This is a genomic window from Nocardiopsis rhodophaea (genome assembly GCF_039530945.1).
Taxonomy (GTDB): domain Bacteria; phylum Actinomycetota; class Actinomycetes; order Streptosporangiales; family Streptosporangiaceae; genus Nocardiopsis_C; species Nocardiopsis_C rhodophaea.
Window position 1 is genome coordinate 58152 of sequence record NZ_BAAAPC010000012.1, and the last position, 22098, is coordinate 80249.

9 protein-coding genes are annotated in these 22098 nt (G+C 69.2%); 1 reads left to right on the forward strand and 8 read right to left on the reverse strand.

What is annotated here, in order from left to right; genetic code table 11:
• Positions 1–3: 3 nt before the first annotated feature.
• From ABD259_RS14700 to ABD259_RS14730, 7 genes are all read right to left on the reverse strand, one after another.
• Positions 4–2886 carry a helicase-related protein gene (locus ABD259_RS14700; RefSeq protein WP_344162939.1) on the reverse strand — a complete coding sequence of 961 codons (2883 nt, stop codon included), beginning with the start codon at positions 2884–2886 and terminating at the stop codon, positions 4–6.
• 192 nt (positions 2887–3078) lie between these two features.
• Entirely contained in the window at positions 3079–8304 is a 5226-nt protein-coding gene (locus ABD259_RS14705; RefSeq protein WP_344102856.1) for a DEAD/DEAH box helicase, read from the reverse strand.
• A gap of 182 nt (positions 8305–8486) precedes the next feature.
• Positions 8487–15440, reverse strand: coding sequence for an SDR family NAD(P)-dependent oxidoreductase (locus tag ABD259_RS14710; RefSeq protein ID WP_344102858.1), 6954 nt, complete (start codon positions 15438–15440; stop codon positions 8487–8489).
• A 181-nt stretch (positions 15441–15621) separates the two neighbouring features.
• The gene (locus ABD259_RS14715) at positions 15622–16599 is read right to left on the reverse strand and encodes an arsenic resistance protein (RefSeq protein ID WP_344103079.1); all 978 of its coding nucleotides are present in this window, start codon (positions 16597–16599) and stop codon (positions 15622–15624) included.
• An 84-nt stretch (positions 16600–16683) separates the two neighbouring features.
• The gene (locus ABD259_RS14720) at positions 16684–17124 is read right to left on the reverse strand and encodes an STAS domain-containing protein (protein ID WP_344102860.1); all 441 of its coding nucleotides are present in this window, start codon (positions 17122–17124) and stop codon (positions 16684–16686) included.
• 151 nt (positions 17125–17275) lie between these two features.
• Entirely contained in the window at positions 17276–18103 is an 828-nt protein-coding gene (gene lepB / locus ABD259_RS14725) for a signal peptidase I (RefSeq protein ID WP_344102862.1), read from the reverse strand.
• 109 nt (positions 18104–18212) lie between these two features.
• Positions 18213–18455: a hypothetical protein gene (locus ABD259_RS14730; RefSeq protein ID WP_344102864.1), complete on the reverse strand. Its 243-nt coding sequence runs from the start codon at positions 18453–18455 to the stop codon at positions 18213–18215.
• A 783-nt stretch (positions 18456–19238) separates the two neighbouring features.
• Here ABD259_RS14730 and ABD259_RS14735 point away from each other — a divergent pair.
• The gene (locus ABD259_RS14735) at positions 19239–20729 is read left to right on the forward strand and encodes a SulP family inorganic anion transporter (RefSeq protein WP_344102866.1); all 1491 of its coding nucleotides are present in this window, start codon (positions 19239–19241) and stop codon (positions 20727–20729) included.
• A 117-nt stretch (positions 20730–20846) separates the two neighbouring features.
• Here ABD259_RS14735 and ABD259_RS14740 read toward each other — a convergent pair whose 3' ends face one another.
• Complete coding sequence (locus ABD259_RS14740) at positions 20847–21611, reverse strand: type 1 glutamine amidotransferase (protein ID WP_344102868.1); 765 nt, start codon at positions 21609–21611, stop codon at positions 20847–20849.
• Positions 21612–22098: the final 487 nt, after the last annotated feature.

Here is a 22098-nt window from a genome sequence, read left to right on the forward strand (position 1 = left end):
GGCTCACTGGGTGCCTCCAGCCGGAAGGTAGACGTAGAGGCCGAGCACGTCGGCTCGGTCATGGGGGACGAGTTTCAGCCCGCGTACCCGCGTCTCGGCGGACTTGCGGATGTTGTAGTGCGCTTGGTACAGCTCCTCGGCCAACGTGGCGCCAAGCGCGTCGAGTTCGCCCTGCACCTGGCCGAGTTCCGCCACGGCTCGCTCTGCCTGTCGCACGACCTGCTCGGGCAGGACGTTGCCATCGGGAGATGAAGCGAGCAGACTCGCGACCTCCTCGTCGCTAAGCCATTCACGGCCGCCGCCCGCGGAGCGGTAGCCCCGCACCTGGGCGTCCTCGACGACCACGGTGCGCGGGGTGTCGCGGCCGGGCAGTGTCAGCAGGAACCGGTAGCGCACCAGCAGCAGGACCGTGCGTACCCGTACGTCGGCGCTGCGGGTGACCCCGCAGCGCTTCGCGGACGGTGACACCTCCGGTTGCGCTTCGAGGGCCGACTCCATGACATAGCGGGCCAGGGAGCGGACCGCCGGGTCGGTGCGGTGGAGCACGTGTTCGCGGGGGCCGATCGGCAGGTCACGGCGGAACACGAGCTCCTTGGCCTTGTCCCGCTGGGATTCGGCCGCCGCGCCGCTCTTCAGTCCGAGCATGGCCCGCACGCCAGGAGGCAGAGGCAGCGGCTGGACGGTGAGTTTCTCCTCGTCGAGGGTCACCGGGGCGCCCAGCGCACCGAGGGCGTCGCGCATGAACGCTGCGATGTCGCTGGGCTTGCCGATAGCGTCACGGGCCGCCGGAGCGGTGCGCCGCAGCTCCTGCTCAACGTCGCTCAGGTCCATTCCCGACTGGGCGAACTTGGTGACCCGCTTGGACTCCTTCTCGGAGAGGAGCTCCCACTCGCGGTGCAGGGTGTCGCGGGCCTCGGTGATACCGAGGTCGAGCTGGAGCTGGTCGGGCTGCTGTCCGCGGATGAGCATGCCTTCCACCAGTGCCTGGGTCACTGAGTCACTGGAGCTGGGGACTGGAACCGCGACACCGGTGTGGTCGGCGATGGTCCGGTGCTTCTTGATCAGGACGTCCAGCACCAGCCCGTCGATGCCGTTGTCGACGCCGTACAGGGTGACCGCGCGTACCTGGTCGGCACGCTGGCCGAACCGGTCGACACGGCCCTCGCGCTGCTCGTGCCGCGTCGGGTTCCACGCGAGGTCGTAGTGGACGACCGCGCGGAAATGCTCCTGGAGGTTCACGCCCTCCGACAGGCAGTCGGTGGCGACCAGTACGTGCCGTCCTTGGGCTGAGACGAGGTCGTTGATCCGGGAGACGCGCTCGGGCGGTGGCAGCTCTCCGGTCACAGCCGCGACGGTGTGGCCCTTCTTCAGTGCCTTCTCCAGCTCGCCGGCCACGTATTCCGCGGTCGGGATATAACGGCAGAAGACAATCGGATCGTAGCCCTCGGCGAGAAGCCCCTTCACCGTTTTGACCAGCGTCTTGAGCTTGGTGTCGCGTTCCTGTCCGCGCAGGGCGTCCGCGCGTTCGGCGAGCTCGGCCAGCTGCGCGGCCTCGGGGCTGTCCTTCACGTCGACCTCGATGGTGGCATCGGCACCGGGGACGGCATCCACACCCTCCATCGCGTCGTCATCCGTAAGGTCATAGACCTTGGCCCGAGCCACATCGTCCGCCTCCGCCGGAGTAGAGGCGTGCACGGTGGCCGTGCGCGTGCGCAGAGCGCTGGCAGCGGCAGCGGGGGAGGATGCCACGGATCGCAGCAGGGCAAGCGCCGACCACCAGCGCGCCCGTTGCTGCACATCGGACCCGCTCGTGTCACGCACGGACGCGCGCGCGTAGTCCAGCACGTCAGCGTGGAACTCGGCGTACGCCGGGCTCATCTCATAGGGGGTGTCGCGTACGGCCCGGTCCTTGGGGAACGGCGTGGACTCGCCGATGAAGGTCCGGATATCGCGGCGGCGGCGCTGCACGAAGTGCCGCGCCAGCAGTTCCCGGCCCCTGCGGCTGCGCATGTCGACATCAGCGAGTTCCGGCCGGAGCAGACCGAGCAGGTCGCGGAAGGCGTCCTCCTTGCCGCTGTGCGGGGTGGCGGTGACCAGCAGCAGGTGGCGAGAGGCGTCCTTGGCGACACCTTTCAGCAGCTCGAAGCGGAGCTGGCGCTGCCCTGACTCTGCGGAGGCGCTGACGCAAGTGTGCGCCTCGTCAACGATCACCAGGTCGGGGCAGGCGCGCAGGAACTGGGCGCGGCGGTGCTCGGCCTTGATGAAGTCGGTGGACACGATCGTGTAGGGGTGCACCTCGAACAGCGACTGGTCGGAGCGCAACGGGCGCTCCAGCCGCCGCACCGTCGCGGGGAGCACGAGTTCGGCGTCGATACCGAATTTATCGCGCAGTTCGGTCTGCCACTGTTCGGCGAGCGCCGGAGAGCACAGCACGGTCAGGCGGCGTGCCTCACCGCGCTCCAGCAACTCCTTGGCGATCAGCGCCGCTTCGATGGTCTTTCCGATACCGACGTCGTCGGCGATCAGCATCCGCACCGTCTCCATCCGCAGTGCCATGAGCAGCGGGACGAACTGGTACTGGCGGGGTTCCACCGCGATCGATCCCAGTGCGCGGAACGGCCCGGCGGTGGAGCTGAACCCGACGCGCATCGCCGTGCGCAGCAACCCGGCCGAGGTGTGGTCGCCGATGTGCTCGGGACGGGCCGAGGGCGGCGGGAAGTCAGCTGGCTCCACCTCGTCGGGGAAGAGGAGGGTGGTGAACGCGTCGTCGCCATTGAGCGGGCGCACAGTGACGAACGGGCCGTCGAAGCGGGGAAGCACCACCCACTCGCGGCCACGGCCGCGGACCAGGGAGCCGGGCTCGAATGCGGTCGTGCTAGCGCTCATTTAGCGCCACCTCCAGGGCGTCCGAGACACCGGTCAGCCGGGACAGGGGACAACGCAACCTCACGCTCATTCCTACAGGGATCCAGAGACAGCTTACGGATCTGTGTGCGTGGCCAAGGACGGAATGCGATCGCGAGATCGGTCACCGGAGCCTATGCGGCTGGAGCGCGGAACCGGTGACAGACCAGCCGTTCACCGCCGGCGTCCGCTGCCGAACACGTTGGGGTAGCTCGCGATAATGCCGGTCCAGTCGGCATCATGCGGGAACCGTACGACCAGCCAGGCGTGGTCCTCCAGCCGGTACGAGGCCTCCATGTCGCGCTCGGTCTGGCGGGCGGAGTCGTGATGGGGGCCATCGACGAACACGGCGACATCGGTGCCGCGCAACCGGTAGACGAAGTCCGGGCGGGCGTGCGCTTCAGGTACGGTCACCTGGGCCTCGTCGGGCAGACGGTAGCCGCCTTCGCTCAGCACTGACAGCAGCCTGCGCTCCAGGCCGCTTTCTGCGAGCCGGTCCAGTTCGGCTGCGTGCTCCTCCCGGGAGGCGGCCGTGCCCCCGATCGCCTCGGTCCGAGCGCTGGCGAGGTCGCACAGCACGTCAACCACGGAGAGCCGGTCGATGCTGGTGTGGTCCTTCTGGTTGGTGTAGGACAGCAGGCAGTCGTAGCATCCGCGCTCGCAGCGCTCGGTGGCGCCGTCGGCGTGGCCGAGATCGGTGCCGTCGCGCTGGACATGAATGATGCCGAGGGCCGCCTCCGCGACCTCCGAAAGCTTCAGAGGGTCATCACGCAGCTGGCGCAGCACCCCGGCGCCACCCTCCGCGCTTTCGATGAACAGCATGCGGCCACGCCCTTCAGGGTCGGGCAGGTCCTGGCTGGACAGTTCGGAGTCCTCCAGTTGGAAGACCGCCTCAACGGCGCGTTCCAGTGCGTAGCGCAGGGTCACCGCCTTGCCCTCGTCTAGGGGGTACGCCCAGCGCAGGACCAGGATGTTCTTGCGATCCTCGACATAGGGAGTGACCTTGACCGGCTTGTTGGCGTCGCGAAAGGCACCCAGGCCCTCCTCGTCGGGGACATCCTCCATCGCCTTGGCTTCACTCAGCCAGCGCCCCTTGACCGAGTCGAGCCAGTATCCGATGTCGTTGGCGTCGCGTCGACGTCTGCGGCCGATATTGATAACCCGGACGGTCGCTGTGTCCCCGTAGACGAGGTCGGCGAGCTTGGCGCCGTCCGACGCGAGCACCTCTGCGGAATGGCGGCCCGACCGGGTGCCGTGGTCGGAGAATCTGAAGGTCGTGCGCAGCTCAAACCCTGCGCGCCGACGCTCCTCTTCGTCCGAGGAGATGCGCTGGCGCCGTACCGTGTAGACGGTCTCCAGCCGCATCAGGCCGGTCATGATGGTGGTGAGCGGACCATCGCACTCATCGCAGCGATCCGTCCCCGCCTGCCGGTCATGCCAGTACCCGCACGCCGAGCAGATGCGTGCCTCCGCTGTCGTCAGTTCCCCACCGTCGGTCGGAACCTGGACGCTGGTGACCTCGTAGCGCTGTCCCTCGTGATAGATGAGCGCGCCGGGCCCGAACTCGGACACCGCGATGAAACGCGGTCGCTGCAGATAGGTGCCGCGTTCGCGGCGCGCCGGGATGTAGGCGGCGAGGGGCAGCCGCGGGAACGAGTACCCGGGGAGGAACCCCTCCGCGGCGAAGTAGCGGTAGGTGTAGAAGTCGCTGAACTGGTGGTTCTTGTCCTGGTTCAGGAGTAGTTGCTGCTGGGTCTCGGCGTGGGTTCGCCGGGCCTTGGCCTCGTTGCGGGCGCGGGGGCTGTTGGCGGTGTCCACGACGTGCCGGTTCTGGGTGCGCTGCTCTTTCAGCGCCGCGAGGTACAAGCCGCGCCAGCGCTCACACGCCTCGTTGAGCCGACCGGGGGCCGCCCGCACGACGTCCTCGATCCACCCGTCGTACCACCACGAGCTCTCCTGAAGATTCAGCCCCCGCAGGGCGGCCGCGGCTCGCTCGACGGCGCGGCCGGACGCCCTCGCGTCGTGCGCGGCGGTGACCACGTGCGGCTGCAAACGCAGCGTGGGCAGGGTGTCCGGGTCGGCCGACACGTCCAGGATGTCGGCCATCCCCGATCCGAGGTGGGCACCGGTCTCGGCCAGCCAGATCGCCTGGACGTGCGAGCGGATCAGGTCTTCGTTGGCGAGATCGAGCCGCGGTGGTTGCACGCTGCCCGCGACCATTTGGTCGGAGCGGCGGAAGTAGTACTGGTCGTGGGCACTTCCGGTGGAACAGTAGGTGGTAACCAGCGCGGGATGGCCACTGCGCCCGGCCCGGCCGGAACGCTGCGCGTAGTTGGCCGGTGTGGGCGGCACGTTGCGCATGCTGACTGCGTTCAGCGTGGAGATGTCCACGCCGAGTTCCATGGTGGGAGAGCAGTAGAGCAGTTTCAGGACGCCGTCTCGAAACGCCTGCTCACGCTCCTTGCGGTCGTCGGCCGGAACCTGGGCGGTGTGCTCCTTGGCCTGGAGCCTGCGGAATCGGGCCGATCCCTCGCGGTACAGATCGCGGAAGAAGTGATTGACCCGCGCGCCGACCTCTTCGTCGACGAACTTGCGCAGCGGGTCTGAGGCGCCGCTTGTGCCGTCACCGGCCTGCCATACCAGAGCCGAGGACTTCAGGCGGTAACCAGTACCCGAGGGTCCCTCATCAGTGCGCGCGAGCAGTCCCAGATCGGTCAGGACGCCGACGAGATCGTCGATGACCAGCTGCGCGTCGTCGGTGGAGATGACACCTGGCCGGACTTGTTCGAACCGACCTGGATGGCGGAGGTAGCGCCCGAATGCCCCCCGGGCGGTGATGTGTTTGTCGGTGCGCAGGCCGCCCTTGCGCCCTGGCACGGTGTACACGGTGCCGGGTATGACCCGGTCCTCGTCCTGCTGGACCGCCCACGGTCCCTGCAGTAGCTGGTCGGACTGGCTGACAAGCCGTTCGAACCCGGCCTGGGTGAACACGTCGACGTCGACGGCAAGGGCACGGCGCATCTCGTCGAGCAGGATCTTGGCCAGGTGGTAGCGGAGATCGGGGGAGGCGTCGCGGAGGTATGCCGACACGTTCACCTCGTCCTTGCCGAACGCGCGGCGCTGCCAGCACTCGTCATCCTCGGCGATTTCGGCGAGGTCGACGTAGTCGAACCTGATCAGGCCGGTCTGCTCCAGGTTGGGCATCGTGACCCGCCAACCGTCTTTGAGGTCGGCGTAGACGCGGTATCCGACGACACCGCGTAGGGCGGAGAGGACGGCCTCCTTCTGGGAGAACTTGACCCTGGGGTTCTGCGCGAAATCGGCCATCTCCAGACCGAGTACATCGGTGACGCGTTCGGCGATCGTGTCGTGGCGTAGACCGCTGTCCCCAGCTTGCTCGGCGGCTCGGTGCAGGGCGGCGCGCAACTGGGTCACCTGTGCGAAGTCATTGAAGTGTCCGGCCTGGAGAGAAGCGTCCTGCCGGTTGTCGACGAAGGTGAGCAACTTGCGGGCCTGGAGGGGAAGATTGTCCTGCTCCTCCAGCCCATGCAGGATGCTGCCGCTCACCAGCGTCACGGCCGAGCTCCGCCCTTCCGCCGCGAATGTCGCGAGCTTGGCGAAGTCATTGGCGCGCGGCTCCTCGTAGGAAACCCGGCAGCGCAGGCAGAAACGGAATGGAGCAGGCACGTACCAGGCGCGGAGGCCATTGCCTTCCGCGGTTTCGCGGCCGGCGGTGTCGATCCACTTCTCTTGGGGGAGCTTGTCGCGGAAACGCGGCAGGACTTGGCCGGAGCCGTCGTCGGCCGTGGCCCACCAGGAGTCGGGCAGCCGCTGTTCCTTGATGGGGTCGGCTGGCCACGGGTGGTCGTCACTAATGTAGAGGTAACCGTTGACCTCATTGCCGCCGCCAGCGTCCTGCTCCTGGCGAGCGGTGTACACGGGCGGGTGGCTGGTGCTCGTGGTCCGAGCCACCACGACGTACTCCTGGCCGCACTCGCGGCAGAACGCCAGCGGGAGCAGCACCTTGTGTCGTTGCCCGGGGACACTTACCTGGTACTTGCCGGTGATGTAGCGCTCTTTGGGCGGCTCCAGGCTGACATACACCGTGTCGCCTTTGGACAGGAACTGGTGCAGGCGGAACGCGAACAACGGGCGCTGGGTCTCGGGATGTCGGGCGCGTGCGCCCTGCTGCAGGATCTCCTGGAGAGCGTGTTCGCACTGGTCGACTCCGAGAGCAGCGACCTCGGACAATTGTCTCGCGGCCTCGGGAACGGTGATCGGCGCGCTGCGGACCAGGCGCGGTGGCGCGTCCGGGACGTCCGTCGGCTCGTCGGTGAGACCGAACACCGATTCCGCCCATCCGGCGAGCGGGTCCGCTGCTAGTTCGGCGTATCCACGGTCGGCAGCGCCAGCTTCCAGAGCGGCGTGGACCGATGCCACCAGTTGCTCGCGCGAATGCACTGGTGTCTCTGTGGCCCGGCGGAGCGTCTCACCGATGACGTGGGCCGGCTTGACGGTCGTCCCGAACAACTGGGTGGCGACCTCCGAGACACGCTCCTGGGCCTCGGTGAAGGTGCGGGTGGACGCCATCGTCGCCGACGTGCCAATGCATTGGAGACGCGGGGCGCCGCACGCATCACGGAGTCGGCGCACCAGCATCGCTACGTCGGCGCCCTGTCGGCCACGGTAGGTGTGCAGCTCGTCGAGGACGAGGAAGTGAAGGCCCTGAGCGATCTTGAGCAGTTGGTCGCGTTCGTGCGGACGGGTGAGGAGGTACTCCAACATCACGTAGTTGGTGAGGAGGATGTCCGGGGGACGCTTGAACACCTGGTCGCGTTGCTCCGGGTTTTCCTGCCCCGTGTAGCTGGCGAACCGCACCGACTGCTCACGCCGGGACAGGCCCCATTTCAGATACTTCTCAAGCTCGTGGTGCTGGCTGTTCGCCAGCGCGTTCATCGGATAGACCACGATCGCCTTGAGCCGGTTGGGCCGGGGATCGCGGAGGACGCTGTCGACGATCGGGATGATGTAGGAGAGGCTTTTGCCCGAACCGGTGCCGGTGGTCAAGACATAGCTTTCGCCGGTCGCGGCAGCCTGAATCGCCTCCCGCTGGTGGCGGTGGAGAGTCAGCGGTCGGTGGCCGGGATCGTCGGGGTTCTTCTTGTCGCGGAAGAAGCGTTCGCATTCGGGGCGCACCAACCCCTCGGACACCAGTTCGCTCACTGTGCCACCGGTGGCGAAGCTCGGGTTCAGCGAAAGCCAGGGGTCGGGCCACCGAACCTTCTGCTCCTGCTCGTCGCGCAGATGGCGGGCGATGTCAGGATCACGCACCTGGACCAGTGAGCTGGTGTACTCGCTGTAGTCCTGGATCAGTCGGTCGTGAACTGAAAAGACGTCCATTGCCACCTGGTTTCCTGTGAAGATCCCGGAGGGCACGGCGCAGCTTGGCGTCCTTTTGCCCGGAAAACATGCCTAGCACACGGTGAGCAAAGTGCAAACGCATAGTTGTGTGGCTGGTCGCGGAGGCTCCGACCGCCACCTCGACCCTGGTCGGTCGAGGCAGCGGTCGAAGCCATGTGGGGTTATCCCGGTGATGAGGCGGAACGGTCGATCAGTGCCGTTGCCAGGTCGGTGAGGGTGCCGGCGCTGAGGAACTTGACGATGGGGAGGTCGACCCCCAGATCGCGGCGGATGCGGGCGCGGATTTCGACGGCCATGAGGGAGTCGAGGCCCTGGCGGTTGAGGGCGCGTCGGGGGTGGACGCGCGTCCCGGGCAGGCCGAGGATCTGGCCGGTGACGTCGCGGAGGTAGGTGATGATCTCCTCGCGGTTGGCGGGGGAGGGGTGCGGTGCGCCTGTGGGTGCGGGGCCGCGCGTCGGGGCGGGGGCCGGTGGCGGCTCCGCTGCGGGAACAGGCGCTGTCGCGCTCATGGGGGCCGGCGCCTGGACGAGGTCGGGATTCGGCGATGGGGCGCTGGTCGGCGCCGTGCTGGGTACCGGTGGCGCCGAACGCGGGGCGGCAGGGGCAGTAGCGCCGGGCACCAGGTGGGAGAAGAACGGGACTCGGGCCGCCGCGGGGTGGGCCGCGGCCCACTGGGACCAGTCGGTGGGCAGAAGGGCCGCCTGGGTCGTCCCGTCGGCGAGCAGTCGGTCGAGGACCGCGAACGCTTCCTCGGGGTCGAAGCTGCGCATGCCATCGGGCGCCGGGTTGCGGTCGTGTTCCCGCTGGTAGCGCGCGGCCATCCCGACCTTGGCCCAGAAGCCCCAGTTGACGCTGGTCGCCGTTTCGCCCCGGGCGCGCCGGCGGTGGGCCAGGGCGTCGAGGTAGGCGTTGGACGCGGCGTAGGCGCCGAGCATGGGGGAGGGCAGGAGGGCGGAGCCCGACGAGAACAGGACGAAGAAGTCCAGGTCATGGCCGGTGAAGAGGCGATCGAGGACCACGGCTCCGTGCGCCTTCGGACGCATCACGGCGGTCAGGTCGGCCTCGGTCATTTCGGAGACGTCGGTGTACCCGATCACTCCCGCCGCGTGCGCGACGCCCCGGATCGGCGGCCTGCCGCGGGCGGACCACTTTTCCAGAACACGCCGCATCTCCGCCTCATCGGCGACATCCACGGCTTCGTAGTCGACGTAGGCCGTCGCGCGCAGGTCGTTGACCGCGGCGGTCCGCTCGGGCGTGAGCGGGCTCCGCCCGACCAGAAGCAGGTTGCGGGCTCCGTGCGCCACCAGGTGCCGTGCGAGCTCCAGCCCGATGTCCCCGACACCGCCAGTGATCAGGTAACCGTCGTCCGCGCGGACCGGTGGGGGTGGGGGTGCCGTCTGCGGTTGCAGTGGCAGCAGAGCTTGGCCCGAGTGTGTCGGAGGGGCGGGAGCGATCGCCTGGCTCGTCTGTGCCTCATGGTTCGACCTGTCCGGTCGTGGCGATGAGGACGACGACGAGGTGAACGAGAGCATCACCCGCCCGGTGTGGCCGCTTCGGGCCATGAGCCGGAAGGCGTCTCCAGCCTGTTCCGCGGGGAACACCTGGTAGGGCAACGGGTGCAGCTCACCGCGGCCGACCAGCTTCGCGATGCCCCGCAGTGAGGCGCCGAGCCGATCGGGCCGCTCATGGGCCATCTGCAGCACGTCCATGCAGGTGAAGCTGAGCGCCCGGTCGAACGGTCGCATGTCCATCGGCGTCCCGCGCAGCAGGTCCTGTTTGGTGAGTTCGAGCCATCGGCCGAACGGGGCGAGCAAGTCCAGGCTGGCCGCGCGCGGCTCTCCGGAGAGCATGTTCACCACCACGTCGACACCGTAGCCATCGGTCACCTCGCGCACGGTGTCGGCGAACGCGGTCGAGCGGGAGTCGCCGACCACGGTGACGCCGAGGTAGCGCAGCAGCGAACGCTTCTCCGGGGTGCCCGCCGTCGCCAGCACCTCGGCACCCTCCCGGCGCGCGATCTGCACGGCCGCCAGCCCGACACCCCCGGTCGCGCTGTGGATGAGCACCCGGTCCCCGGCCTGGACCCGGGCCTCGTCCCGCAGCGCGAGATCGGCAGTGACGAACGCCCCGGGCAGTGTCGCCGCCTCCACCAGGCTCAGGTTGGCCGGGCGGCGGCAGACCAGAGCCGCCGGGGTCACCACGTGGCTCGCCACTGGCTGGCGGGACAGCGCGATCACCTCGTCCCCCACCGACAGCCCTCGAACCCCGGGACCGACCGCCGAGACGGTCCCGGCGAACTCGTACCCCAGATCGGGGTGTCCGGGGTCGGGACACTCCATGATCCCGAGGGCCACCAGTACGCTGCGGAACCCGATCGGGGCGTAGGCGGCCTCGATGGCCACCTCGCCGTGCCCCGGCGACCGCGCCGCCATCGGCCGCAGCTCCAGGGCGTCGAGTGTGCCGGGGACAGAGTCCCCGGCCGAACGCCGGTGCCGCGTGGACCCCGAGACCAGCTCCACCGGGCCGCCATGGTGGTTGGACCCCGCCGCGACGGGCACCAGGCCCTGGTCCCGCTGGACATAGGGGGAGAGCCGCGGCACCAGTCGGCGTCCCGCACGGTGGGCCGCCTGGTCTTCGGTGCCCGTGTGGGACAGCTCGGCCACGAGCGGGTCGATGTGCTCTGTCGTGGCCGCCGCGTTCAGCGCCGCCGGGTCGAGGTCGACGAGCCGGAACCGCATCGCGGGAAGTTCACTGGTGATCGCCCGGCCCAGCCCCCACAGCGGCGCCTGCTCCGGATGCACGCGGTCGCCGCTGTTCACAGCCTGGGCGCCCGCGGTGACGACGGTCAGCGCGGCATCGGGGTACTCCGTGAGTGCGCGGGTGAGACCGACAATGTCGAGGCAGCCCCGCCGTTCGGCGTCAGCGAGGGTGTCGGCGTCCAGGCTCCACAGGTGCACCACGCACGCCGCCCGAGTGGCGGGGTCCGTGAGGGTTTCGGCAAGCAGCTGGCGGTGGTGGTCGGTCGAGCCGGGCTCGATGGTGTAGAGCCCCGGCCCGACCCGCTGGAAGTCCGTGCCGGCGTGGACTACCGTGCATTCCCGGCCGTGCGAGCGAAGCCGTTCGGCGAGCCCCTCTCCGACACCCCGTGCATCGGCGTACACGAGGTAGGGGACCGGTGGGGGATCCGCGGGAACGGCGTGGGTTGCTTCCCAGCGCACCGTGTAGAGCCCGGAGGTGTCCGCGGTTCCCTCCGACCCCGCCGCGGCTGGGCTGTCCAGGCCCGTGTTCCGCGGGTCCCGGAGTGGTTCCAGATAGCGGATGCCGACGCCGCTGATGTCGGCGACCACCGCCCCATCGTCGTCGTACAGGCGCACCTCGCCCCAGTAGCCGCTCGCGTCCTCCCCGGCGATCCGGGCATGGCACCACACCTGCCCCTTGGGCCGGTGGCGGAAGACCACCGAGCCGAGCCCGCTGCCCACGATGGAGCGGTGGGCACCGCCCGCGGCGCCCTTGGCCGCGATGACGCCCTGGAGGCACGCGTCGAGCAGGCACGGGTGGACCTGGAATCCGGCCGTAGGGACGTCATCGGTCAGCCGGATCTTGCTCAGGACCTCGCCGTCGCCGTGCCAGAGGTCGGTGATGCCGCGGAAACTGCCCTCCCACTGATTCCCCTGGAGGCCCAGGCTCCGGTAGAAGTCGGCGGCGGGCATGGCCGTTGTGCACCGCTGCCGTACCTCGGCCAGCGATGTCCCCGTATCCCGCGACGCCACGTGGCCGGACGCGTCGAAGTCGACGCGTCCGCGGGCATGGACGCTCCATGCGTCGCCTTCCCCCTGCTCGTCGGCGTCCCGGCTGCTGACCTCGAAACGGCGGACGGTGGTGCCCTCCGGTTCGCGTTCCGGCGCGTGGAGGCACAGCCGCACCAGCGGTTCGCGCGTCGGGTCGATGAACAGGGCACGCTTGAGCGTCACATCGGTGACGGCGACCGTCTCCTCCGCGCGCAGCTCCGCAAGCGCCTCCAGCACCATCTCCACGTAGCCGACCCCCGGGAAGATCGACTCTCCTTCCACCCGGTGTTCCAGGAGGAAGGCGTTGCCGGTGAGGTCCAGGCGGCCCTCCCAGATGTCGGCGCCGCCCGTCTCCCCGCTCTGGTCCAGCCGCTGGCCCAGCAGCGCAGAACCGTTCCACCGGCCGGATTCGCCCGCCCGGTCGGTGTACCAGTACCGTTCCCGCTGCCACGGATAGGTGGGCAGCCGCGTGAAGCGGGCGCCGTCGCCGACGACGCCGGACCAGCGCACCGGCCGCCCGGCCACATACAGTTCGCCCAGGGCGGTGAGCATCCCGGCGCGCTCGGACAGGTCGCGCCGCAGCGGGGCGATGGCGAGGTCGTCGGGCTCAAGGACGTCCTGGAGCGCGGGCAGCAGGACCGGGTGCGGGCTGATCTCACAGCAGATCAGCGGGTCCGCGCCGGTAATCTCCTGCATCACCGGGCCGAAGCGCACCGGCTCCCGCAGGTTGCGCATCCAGTAGCCGGCGTCGAGTTCGGCCCCGTCGACCACAGCGGCGTCGGTCGTCGACCAGATGGGCAGGCGGGCGGTTCGCGGGCGGATCTCGGCCAGTTCGGCGAGCATCTCGTCGCGCAGTTCGTCCATCTGGGGGCTGTGCGCCGCGACATCGACCTTGATCAGGCGGCAGAAGACATCGCGCTCCTCCAGCTCGGCGCGGATCTTCCCGATCGCCTCGGCGTCCCCCGAGAGCACGGTGCTCCCCGGCCCACTGATGACCGCGATCGAGACGCGGTTGCGGAACCGCGCCGCCTCGTCCTCGGCTTCCGCCGCGGTCAGCGCGGTCCACAGCGTGGCGCCCTGACCGCTGAACCGGCGCATGAGCGCGGACCGCCGACAGATGATCCGCACGGCGTCTTCAAGGCTGAGCGCGTCCGCGGTGTAGGCCGCGGCGATCTCGCCCATGCTCTGCCCGACCACGAGGTCCGGCTCGACGCCCCAGTCGCGCAGCACACGGGCGATCGAGGCCTCGACCGCGACCAGCGCTGGCTGGACCCGGTCGATCGGAGCCGTGTCCAGATCGGCTTCGCTGAGCAGTTCCAGCAGCGACCATCCGGCCTCGGCGGCGATCGCGGCGTCGAACTCTTCGATGGAGCGCCGGAAGCCGGGGCAGTCGCGCAGCAGCTCCCGGCCCATCCCGGTCCACTGCGCCCCCTGTCCCGGGAACACGAAGGCGACGCGGTGCTCGGCCGCCTCTCCCGGGCCGATGACTCCCGGGGGTGTGTCGCCGTCCGCCGCGGCCTCCAGCCGGGTGCGCAGCTCCTCGTGGTTCGAGCCGATGACCGCCAGCCGGTCTTCGAAGTGCGTGCGCCGCTCGCCCGCGCTGTGGCAGATGTCGCGCAGGGGGACCGCCCGCCCCTCGGTCGCCAAATAGTCGGCATACGAGCGGGCGAGCTCCGAGAGGGCCCCGGGGTCGCGAGCCGATAGCGGGAGCAGGTGAACGGTCTCCTCGTCGGCGGCGCTCCCGGAGCGCTCGGCGGGGGCGGGAGCGTCGTCGTCCTGCCGGGAGGAGTCGGGGGCGCCGGTCAGCACGAGGTGGACGTTGGTCCCCGAGATGCCGGAGGAGCTGACGCCCGCGACGGGATCGCGACCCCCGGTGTCCGGCCACGGCATCGCGTCCTCCGCCGGAACCGACAGCCGCCAGTCCTGCCACGGCAGCAGCGGGTGGGGTTCCCGGCAGTGCAGGCTCGGCGGGATCACCCGCTTCTTCAGGCACAGTGCGGCCTTGATCAGCCCGGCGACGCCCGCGGCCCCCTCGGTGTGGCCGATGTTCGACTTGACGGACCCGACGAGGCAGGGGCGGCCGGGATCGCGGCCGGGGCTCACCACCGTGCCCAGGGCCTCCAGTTCAACCGGGTCGCCGACACTCGTGCCGGTGCCGTGCGCCTCGACATAGTCCACGGTGGCCGGGTCGATCCCGGCGTCGGCGTAGGCGGCGAGCAGGGTCCGCAACTGCCCTTCGACAGCCGGGGTCATCAGGTAGCCGCTGGCCTGGCCGTCGTTCCCGCTCGCGCTGCCGCGGATGACCGCGTACACGTCGTCTCCGTCGGCCAGGGCCCGGTCGAGCGGCTTCAGCACCACCGCCCCCACGCCGTCCGCGCGCCCGAACCCGTTGGCGTCCGCCCCGCCGAACTTGCACCGCCCGTCAGGGGAGAGCATGCCCGCGTCGCTCATGATCGTGGAGAGCATCGGCCGGAGAAGGAGGTTGGAGCCGCCCACCACCGCCTGCCCCGCTTCGCCGCTGCGGATGCTGTGCACCGCCTGGTGCACCGCGACCAGGGACGAGGAGCAGGCGGTGTCCACCGTCACCGAGGGGCCACGCAGGTCGAAGGCGTAGGAGATCCTCCCCGACATGACGCTGCGCAGCCCGGCGCCCAGACCGGTGTGCAGGTCCATCCCGGAGCCGCCGCGCGGCTCCGCCCGCTCAACGAGTTCCCAGTACTCGGCCGACTGCAGGCCGATGAAGACGCCGGTGTCGCTTCCCCCCAGCCGGTCCTGCGTCAGGCCGGCGTCCTCGAACGCCTCCCACGTCGTCTCCAGCAGAAGTCGCTGCTGCGGATCCATTCGGACCGCCTCGCGGGGGGAAATTCCGAAGAAGGCGGCATCGAATTCCTCGACCCCGTTCAGGAAGCCACCCCGTCCTCCGGGGGCGTTCGGTGCGCTCAGTGCGCTCTGCCTTCCCCCCATCCGCTCCGGCGGCAAGGCTGAGGTGGCATCGACACCGTCGCAGAGCAACCGCCACAGCATGCGCGGGCCGTGCGCTTTCGGTAGTCGGCACCCGATTCCGATGATCGCTACCGGAGCCGTGGAATATGGGGTGTTCGCCTCATTTTTTGGCACGCTGAAAAACCTCCGAGAAATAGAATGCACAAGGACGAGCGCCTCCATGGCGAAAATGTGGAGGGGCGCTATCTGTTCGTGTGTTCGGTTCTGCTTCGGAGGTGCGGGGGAAGGGGGATGGTGCGGGATCCGAAGGGGGTTCGGAATGCAGATGTCATGGGGGTCCTGATGGTCGACGCGAGGTATCGCGAAATAGGGTGCGGTGGCCATGCGTCTGGCAATCGCGTCCGTGGTCCGCAGCCCGTGCTCACCAGTATGTCCTGTGTGCAGGGAGCTTGTGGGCGGATCGCGGAAATGGGCCGGTGAGAATGGTGGACACCAAGAGATTCGCTGTGTATGTAATTACTTACAATCTGTTGCCTCTTGGCTGTCCTGTTCTCGCCCGCGGGTGCTATCGATCGGCGCGCGGCGCCATGCCGGATTCACCGGGAACACGCACGATCTGGCTGAGGACGGCCAGCACCGGAAGTTCCAGCAGCGGCCCCGCCACGAGGGCGACCGCGATCAGCGGCCGGTCCGGGAATGCCGCCACCGCCACGGCTAGGGCGATGGGGGAATTGCGGGCCACCGTGGTCATGGTCAGCGTCGCCCGCTCGTCGGCGCGGAGCCGCAGCAGCCGAGCGGTGCCTACGGCGACCAGCGGCGCCACGATAAAGAACAGCGCCAGCGGCGGCAGCATGGCCAGCAACTCGGTGCCGTGCTCGATGACGGTGCGGGCCTGCCAGGCGAACATCGCCAGGACCGCGAGATACAGCAGCGGCAGCACGACGCGCGAGGCGGCGCTCACCAGCACCGTGTCGCGCCAGGCCGGTCCCTGGAACCGTGCCGCCGCCCACCGCAGGAGCAGCGCAGTCAGGAGCGGGATGACGAGGACCAGCAGAACGGCTTCGGCGAGCGTTCCCGCGTCCACCATGGCCGCCGGGCCGCCTAACAGCAGGACGTAGATGGGCAGCAGCACGAGTTGCAGCACCAGGTTGATCGGGAGGACGGCCGCGGCGATGCCAAGGTGCCCGCGTGCCAGGCCGGTGAAGACGAGATACCAGTCGGTGCACGGCGTGACCAGGAGCAGGAGCAGACCGATGCGGAGGTCGGGGGCGGAGCCCAGCAGCCCGGCGCCCACAGCCCACGCGAAAACGGGCGTCCACACGAAGTTGAGCACCAGACTGGCCGCGACCACGGTGCGCGCCCGCCGCGCCGCCCCCACCTGGGCGGCGTCCACCTGCGCGAACACCGCGACCAGCAGCAGCATGAGCGCGGGCAGGATCGCGTACCGCGCGAGCTCGCCGACCGGAAGCGCCGTGCCGACGATCAAACCCGCCACCGCGCAGGCCGCCACCATGACGCTCTGCGCGCGCTCCCAGATCGACATCACGCTCTCTACGCTATGGCGCGCGCCGACCTCCGCCGACGGTGGCCGCCAGGCCGGGGGCGGGGGGTGGATAGCTCTGGACGGTCAGGCGGCCGCGTCCGGAGGGTCGCGGTCGCCGGAGTCGTCGTCAACGGGTGCGGCGGGGCGTGGCACCTGGGAGTCGCCGTGATCATGCCCGCACAGTGATGGGCGGTCGGACGCGGTGGGGGAGACCTGGATATCCATGCACTGCTTCAATCCGCTGTACTGAAAGACCTTGTCGATCCTGCCCCGCGGAACGATGACGGTCAGGCTCCTGCCGCCGCGGAGGAGCCGCCGGTGCAGGCGGGTGAGGGCGTTGAGCCCGCAGGAGTCGATGAAGTCCAGCTCGGTGAGGTCGACGGTGACGCACTGGCTGGGATGCTCGGCCTCGGCTTGGGCGGCGGAGTCCTCCAGTCCGGGCATGCTGGCGATATCGAGCTCCCCGCGCACGAGCAACGTCGTCCGGTCGTCGTCGTACCGGACGTCCACGTGTAGTTCGCGCATGTCGATCCCGCCCTCCGCTCATCGGTCGGCTGCGGGTGAGGTCTGGACCCTGCCGTCGTTTCTCGTACTGCCTTTCCAAGCTAATGAGATAGGGGCCGCCGCGCAGCCGTTTCGCGAATTGGGCATGAACCATGCCGCGTCAGGGTCGTCCTCACGGCGCCGGAACATTGGCGAATGCATCCTTGGGTGTCGAGAGAGTGGAGATGCGGTCCAGGGGCCAATGGATGAGGAAGGCGGGTCCGGCCACGGAACTGATGGGGATGGTGCCGTCGCCCTCGAACTCCATGTGGCCCCGGGAATCGAGGGAGATGGCGCGGTGATCCCCCATGACCCACAGCCGTCCCTTGCCGACGGTCACCGGGCCGAACTCCTCGTGGCTCTCCAGACTTCCCGGGAACAGGTACGGCTCATCGATGGGTTGGCCATTGATGATGATGCGGCGCTTCTCGTCGCAGCACTCCACTGTGTCTCCCGGGAGCCCGATCACCCGCTTGGTGTAGTCCTTGCGGTCGGGGGACATCCCGGCGAAGTCCGCCACCGACGTGAGGAACCCAGAGGAGGCCGGGGCACCCTCGACGGCGTCCCAGGAATCCCGTCCGTCGAAGACGATCACGTCACCGCGCTCGATATCGCGGGTCGAGTTGGCGAGTTTGTTGACGAAGACGCGGTCGCCGATCAACAGCGTGTTCTCCATCGACCCCGACGGGACGTAGTACGGCTCGACCAGCCACGTCTTGATGGCAAACGCCAGGAGGAGACCGATGAGCAGGAGGGCGGGCAGCTCTTTCCAAAAGGACCGCTGCTTCTTCCCGTCCTTCTTCTTCGCTTTCCCGCCCTGCTCTTCTCCCTTTCTGGAGGCCGTTGCGTCGTGATCCTCCGCATGGCCCGCGCAATCCGCCCGGGGATGCGTGTGGGCTCCAGATGATCCCCCCACAGGATCACGGGACTCGGACGACGGATCACGCTCATCGTTCAGCATGCGGCACCTTTACCGGGCGACGAATAGGCCACAGCCAAGGTATCCCGAGTCGGCCGTGATCGCCGGTATGCACGCACCCGAAGTCGGCGCCGTGGTCGGCCTGTCCCGCCTAGTTCCAGGCGTGGACGCCCGCGGGAGCGGGAAGCGTCTCGGTCAGCCAGACCCAGCGCCCGTCGTTCTCGGTGAAGCGGCGCTGGATCTGGTCGACTTGGTCCAGTCGGACATCGAGAACGGGGCGCCAGGCTCCGGCGGCTCGGTCTTCGAGGTAGAGGTTGTGCGCGTCGGTGCGGACGCGCAGTGCCTGCTCGGTGCGCAGGGTTCCGTCGGTCATGCGGACGCGATACGTCGCCATTGGTTCTTCTCCGTGATGCTTGAAGAGTGAGAGCGCGCGGATGGCACCCCGGCGGTCCGTGGAATGATCGCCACCATGCGGGGCGGGAAGGGGCGCAGAGGCGCGGGGCGCGCTTCGGCGCCGAGCACTCTACCCTTACGTTAGGGAAGAAATCGCCAACCCGAGGCGAACAGGTGGCCACGCCCACGAGGCGGTGTGGAGTGCCGCGCCGCTGAGGGTGGTATTCCACTCGCCACCGACGGTAGCGAAGACCGGCTCTCGGTGTGAGCCGAATCGCACATCAGCGCGCGCGTGTCGCGCTGGGGCGGCGTTTCGGGGGTGGATTGGGGCGGCTTCCGGTCCGCGCCGCGACTCCTCACGACGTGTTAGCGCGCCCGCAACGGCGGTGTCACCGGTGGCGACGAGGGTTGCCTGAGGAGAAGCGCAGGTATCCCGCCGCAGGGGGAGCGGGGGTGTGAGTGTACTCTCACGCGGCGACAGGGGGTCCTGACCCTAACGTCACGGTAAGGTTGAACGTGGTTGCGTCCCATGTGGGGGATTTGCGCGCCTATCTGTGCTCCGTCTCCTTTCCGTCGGTGATTTCCCCGGCCGCCCCTTCGGCCGGACTCGCGGCAGTGTCGCCGCGTGCCAGGACACGCACCCGATCGGAGCACGCCCTGCCCACGCGGTAATCGCCCGGTGCGAACGCCGACCCCCTGGCAGATGCAGTGCGTGCCCGACCACCCGACCGACCTGACCGCATTCCTCGCCCTCTTTCGGGCTGCACTCCGTGAGATTGGATCCATGACGACCTCGCCGAAGACGACCAAGCGTCTGAGACCCACGTTCCCGACCTTTTCGGTGATTCGCACCGAAGCGCTGGCCGGCCTCGTGGTCGCCCTCGCTCTGATCCCCGAAGCGATCTCCTTCTCGATCATCGCTGGAGTCGACCCGCGTGTCGGCCTGTTCGCCTCCTTCGTCATGGCCGTGTCGATCGCGTTCCTCGGCGGTCGCCCGGCGATGATCTCCGCGGCCACGGGCGCCATGGCACTGGTCGTGGTGGACCTCGTCAAGGACCACGGTGTCGACTACCTGCTCGCCGCCACCATCCTCGCGGGCGTGTTCCAGGTGATCCTGGGGCTGCTCGGCGTCGCCAAGCTCATGCGCTTCGTCCCGCCCAGCGTCATGACCGGGTTCATCAACGCGCTGGCCATCCTGATCTTCATGGCGCAGGTCCCGCACTTCTGGGGCAAGGGCTGGGGAGTCTATGCTCTCGTCGCCGCGGGCCTGGCGGTCATCTTCCTGCTGCCCCGCTTCACCAAGGCCATCCCGGCTCCGCTGGTGGCCATCGTGGTGCTCACGGCGGTCGCCGTGGCGTCCGGAGTGAAGGTGCCCACAGTCGGCGACATGGGGTCGCTGCCCGACAGCCTGCCCGTCCCGTTCCTGCCCGACGTCCCGTTCAGCATGGAGACCCTGGAGGTCATCGCGCCCTACTCGCTCACCCTCGCGCTGGTGGGCCTCATGGAGTCGCTGATGACGGCCAAGGTTGTCGACGACCTCACCGACACGCGCTCCGCCAAGGGACGCGAGGCTCGCGGCCAGGGCTGGGGCAACATCATCACCGGCTTCTTCGGCGGCATGGCCTCCTGCGCGATGATCGGGCAGACCATGATCAACGTGAAGTCCGGTGCCCGCACGCGGCTGTCCACCTTCCTCGCCGGTGTGTTCCTGCTGATCCTGGTGGTCGTGCTGGGCGACGTCGTGGCGATGATCCCCATGGCCGCGCTCGTCGCGGTGATGCTCTTCGTGTCGTTCGCGACCATGGACTGGCACAGCATCGCGCCGCGCACCATCAAGCGGATGCCGTGGAGCGAGACCATCGTCATGGCGGTGACCGTCGCGGTGGTCGTCGGCACCCACAACCTCGCCATCGGCGTGATCGTCGGGTCGCTCACCTCGATCGTCATCTTCGCCCGCGGGGTGGCGCGCCTCTCCACCGTCACCAGCGTGCTCGACCCCGAGGGCGGCGTCCGCGTCTACTCGGTGCGCGGCGACCTGTTCTTCGCGTCCAGCAACGAGCTGGTCGGGGAGTTCGACTACAACGAGGATGGCGTCAGCAAGGTCGTGATCGACCTGTCCAACGCCCACATGTGGGACTCCTCGGCGGTGGCGGCGCTTGACCACGCCGGCGACAAGTTCGGCAGGCACGGTATCGACGTCGAGATCACCGGTCTCAACGTGCCCAGCGAGGAGCTGCACAAGGAGCTCAGCGGCACGCTCAGCGGCGGTCACTGAGCCGGGTCGGGCGCGGCCAGAGCGGCACACGACGAGGCGCGGCCCCGGGGACATCGCTCGTCCCCGGGGCCGCGCCTCAGGGTGCTGTTATGAGGCGCCCGCGCGGTTCCCGCCCGGTCAGCCGGCCGAACGCGGGCCAGCGTCGGCGCGGTCCAGGATCAGCGAGCGCACATGCCGCAGGCTCTGCTCGGCCAGGGGACGCAGCCGTGGGGCGATGGCCCGCGCATCAGCACGCAGGCGGTCGGCGGCGCCCGCGCCCAGGGCGTGCGTCGCCTCGGCATCGAACGACGGGTCGGCGAGCCATTCGTCCTGCAGCGCCGGCGTGACCTCCAGATGGAACTGCAGACCCCAGGCGGCCGGTCCGGCACGGAACGCCTGGCACGGCGTCGTCTCGGTACTGGCCAGCACGGGTGTCTCGGCGCCGGGCACGATGCGGTCGCCGTGCCAGTGCAGCACGCCGGGCGCCGCGGCCAGCGGTCCGACGACGGGGTCACGCTCGTCTACGTCCCGTAGCGGGGACCAGCCGATCTCCGGGCCGAGCCCGAGCTGGCCGGCCGTCCGCACCTCCAGTCCCTGCGCGCGGGCAACCAGCTGCGCCCCGAGGCAGACACCCAGGGTCGGCACCCCCGCCGCGATCGCGTCCGCCACGAGGTCGTGTTCCAGCTTGAGAGCGGGGTATCCGGCGACGTCGTCGACGTTCATCGGCCCGCCCATGATCACCAGACCGGCCAGGTCGGACACGGGCGGCAGGTCGATGGCGGAGGGGGACGGGGCATCGAGCAGATTGCGGATCTCGACGTCGCAGTCGTGCAGCGCCTCCAGGATCATGCCGGGCTTCTCGACGTCGATGTGCTGCAGGACCAGAACCGTGCGCGCGGTCACGTCACTCTCTCTCACTGCGGTGCGGGGGCGGGACCACCGGTCGCGGGGACGGCGACACGGCGCGGCCGATTCTACGGTCCCTCTGGCGGGCCGCCCGCGCCCGCCCGCCTGGAGCACGCGGGCACGGGGCCTACGGGCAGGGGATAGAGGAGCGGGAGGCAGCGGAAGGCAGCGTAAGAAGGTAAAAGGAAGCGGTGTTGACGTCGGCCGCGGGGACGGGTGGGAGAGCGGTGGAAGAGACGCCGACGGCCACACCATGATGCCCCCTCGTCACACCCGGAAGTCATGATGCGGCCGTCTGGCTCCTGCGCCTCGTCGCCTCCCAACCGGTAGGGGACCGGCTGCCGTCCTTGGAGGTGATGAGGGTGTCTCCCCTCCCCATGCGCGGCGCGGCCGCACCTGGCGGAGTACGCCCCTCGGGAGACGTCCGCCCTGGAACCAGTCGGCTCCGGAGCTTCTCGACCACCATCGTGTGCTGCCGTGGCTG

Bases quoted from the DNA above. Each gene is read 5' to 3' on its own strand.
- lepB (WP_344102862.1), bottom strand. From the start codon at position 18,103: ATGCTGAACGATGAGCGTGATCCGTCGTCCGAGTCCCGTGATCCTGTG.
- ABD259_RS14720 (WP_344102860.1), bottom strand. From the start codon at position 17,124: ATGCGCGAACTACACGTGGACGTCCGGTACGACGACGACCGGACGACG.
- ABD259_RS14735 (WP_344102866.1), top strand. From the start codon at position 19,239: ATGACGACCTCGCCGAAGACGACCAAGCGTCTGAGACCCACGTTCCCG.
- ABD259_RS14730 (WP_344102864.1), bottom strand. From the start codon at position 18,455: ATGGCGACGTATCGCGTCCGCATGACCGACGGAACCCTGCGCACCGAG.
- ABD259_RS14705 (WP_344102856.1), bottom strand. From the start codon at position 8,304: ATGGACGTCTTTTCAGTTCACGACCGACTGATCCAGGACTACAGCGAG.
- ABD259_RS14710 (WP_344102858.1), bottom strand. From the start codon at position 15,440: ATGGCCACCGCACCCTATTTCGCGATACCTCGCGTCGACCATCAGGAC.
- ABD259_RS14700 (WP_344162939.1), bottom strand. From the start codon at position 2,886: ATGAGCGCTAGCACGACCGCATTCGAGCCCGGCTCCCTGGTCCGCGGC.
- ABD259_RS14715 (WP_344103079.1), bottom strand. From the start codon at position 16,599: ATGTCGATCTGGGAGCGCGCGCAGAGCGTCATGGTGGCGGCCTGCGCG.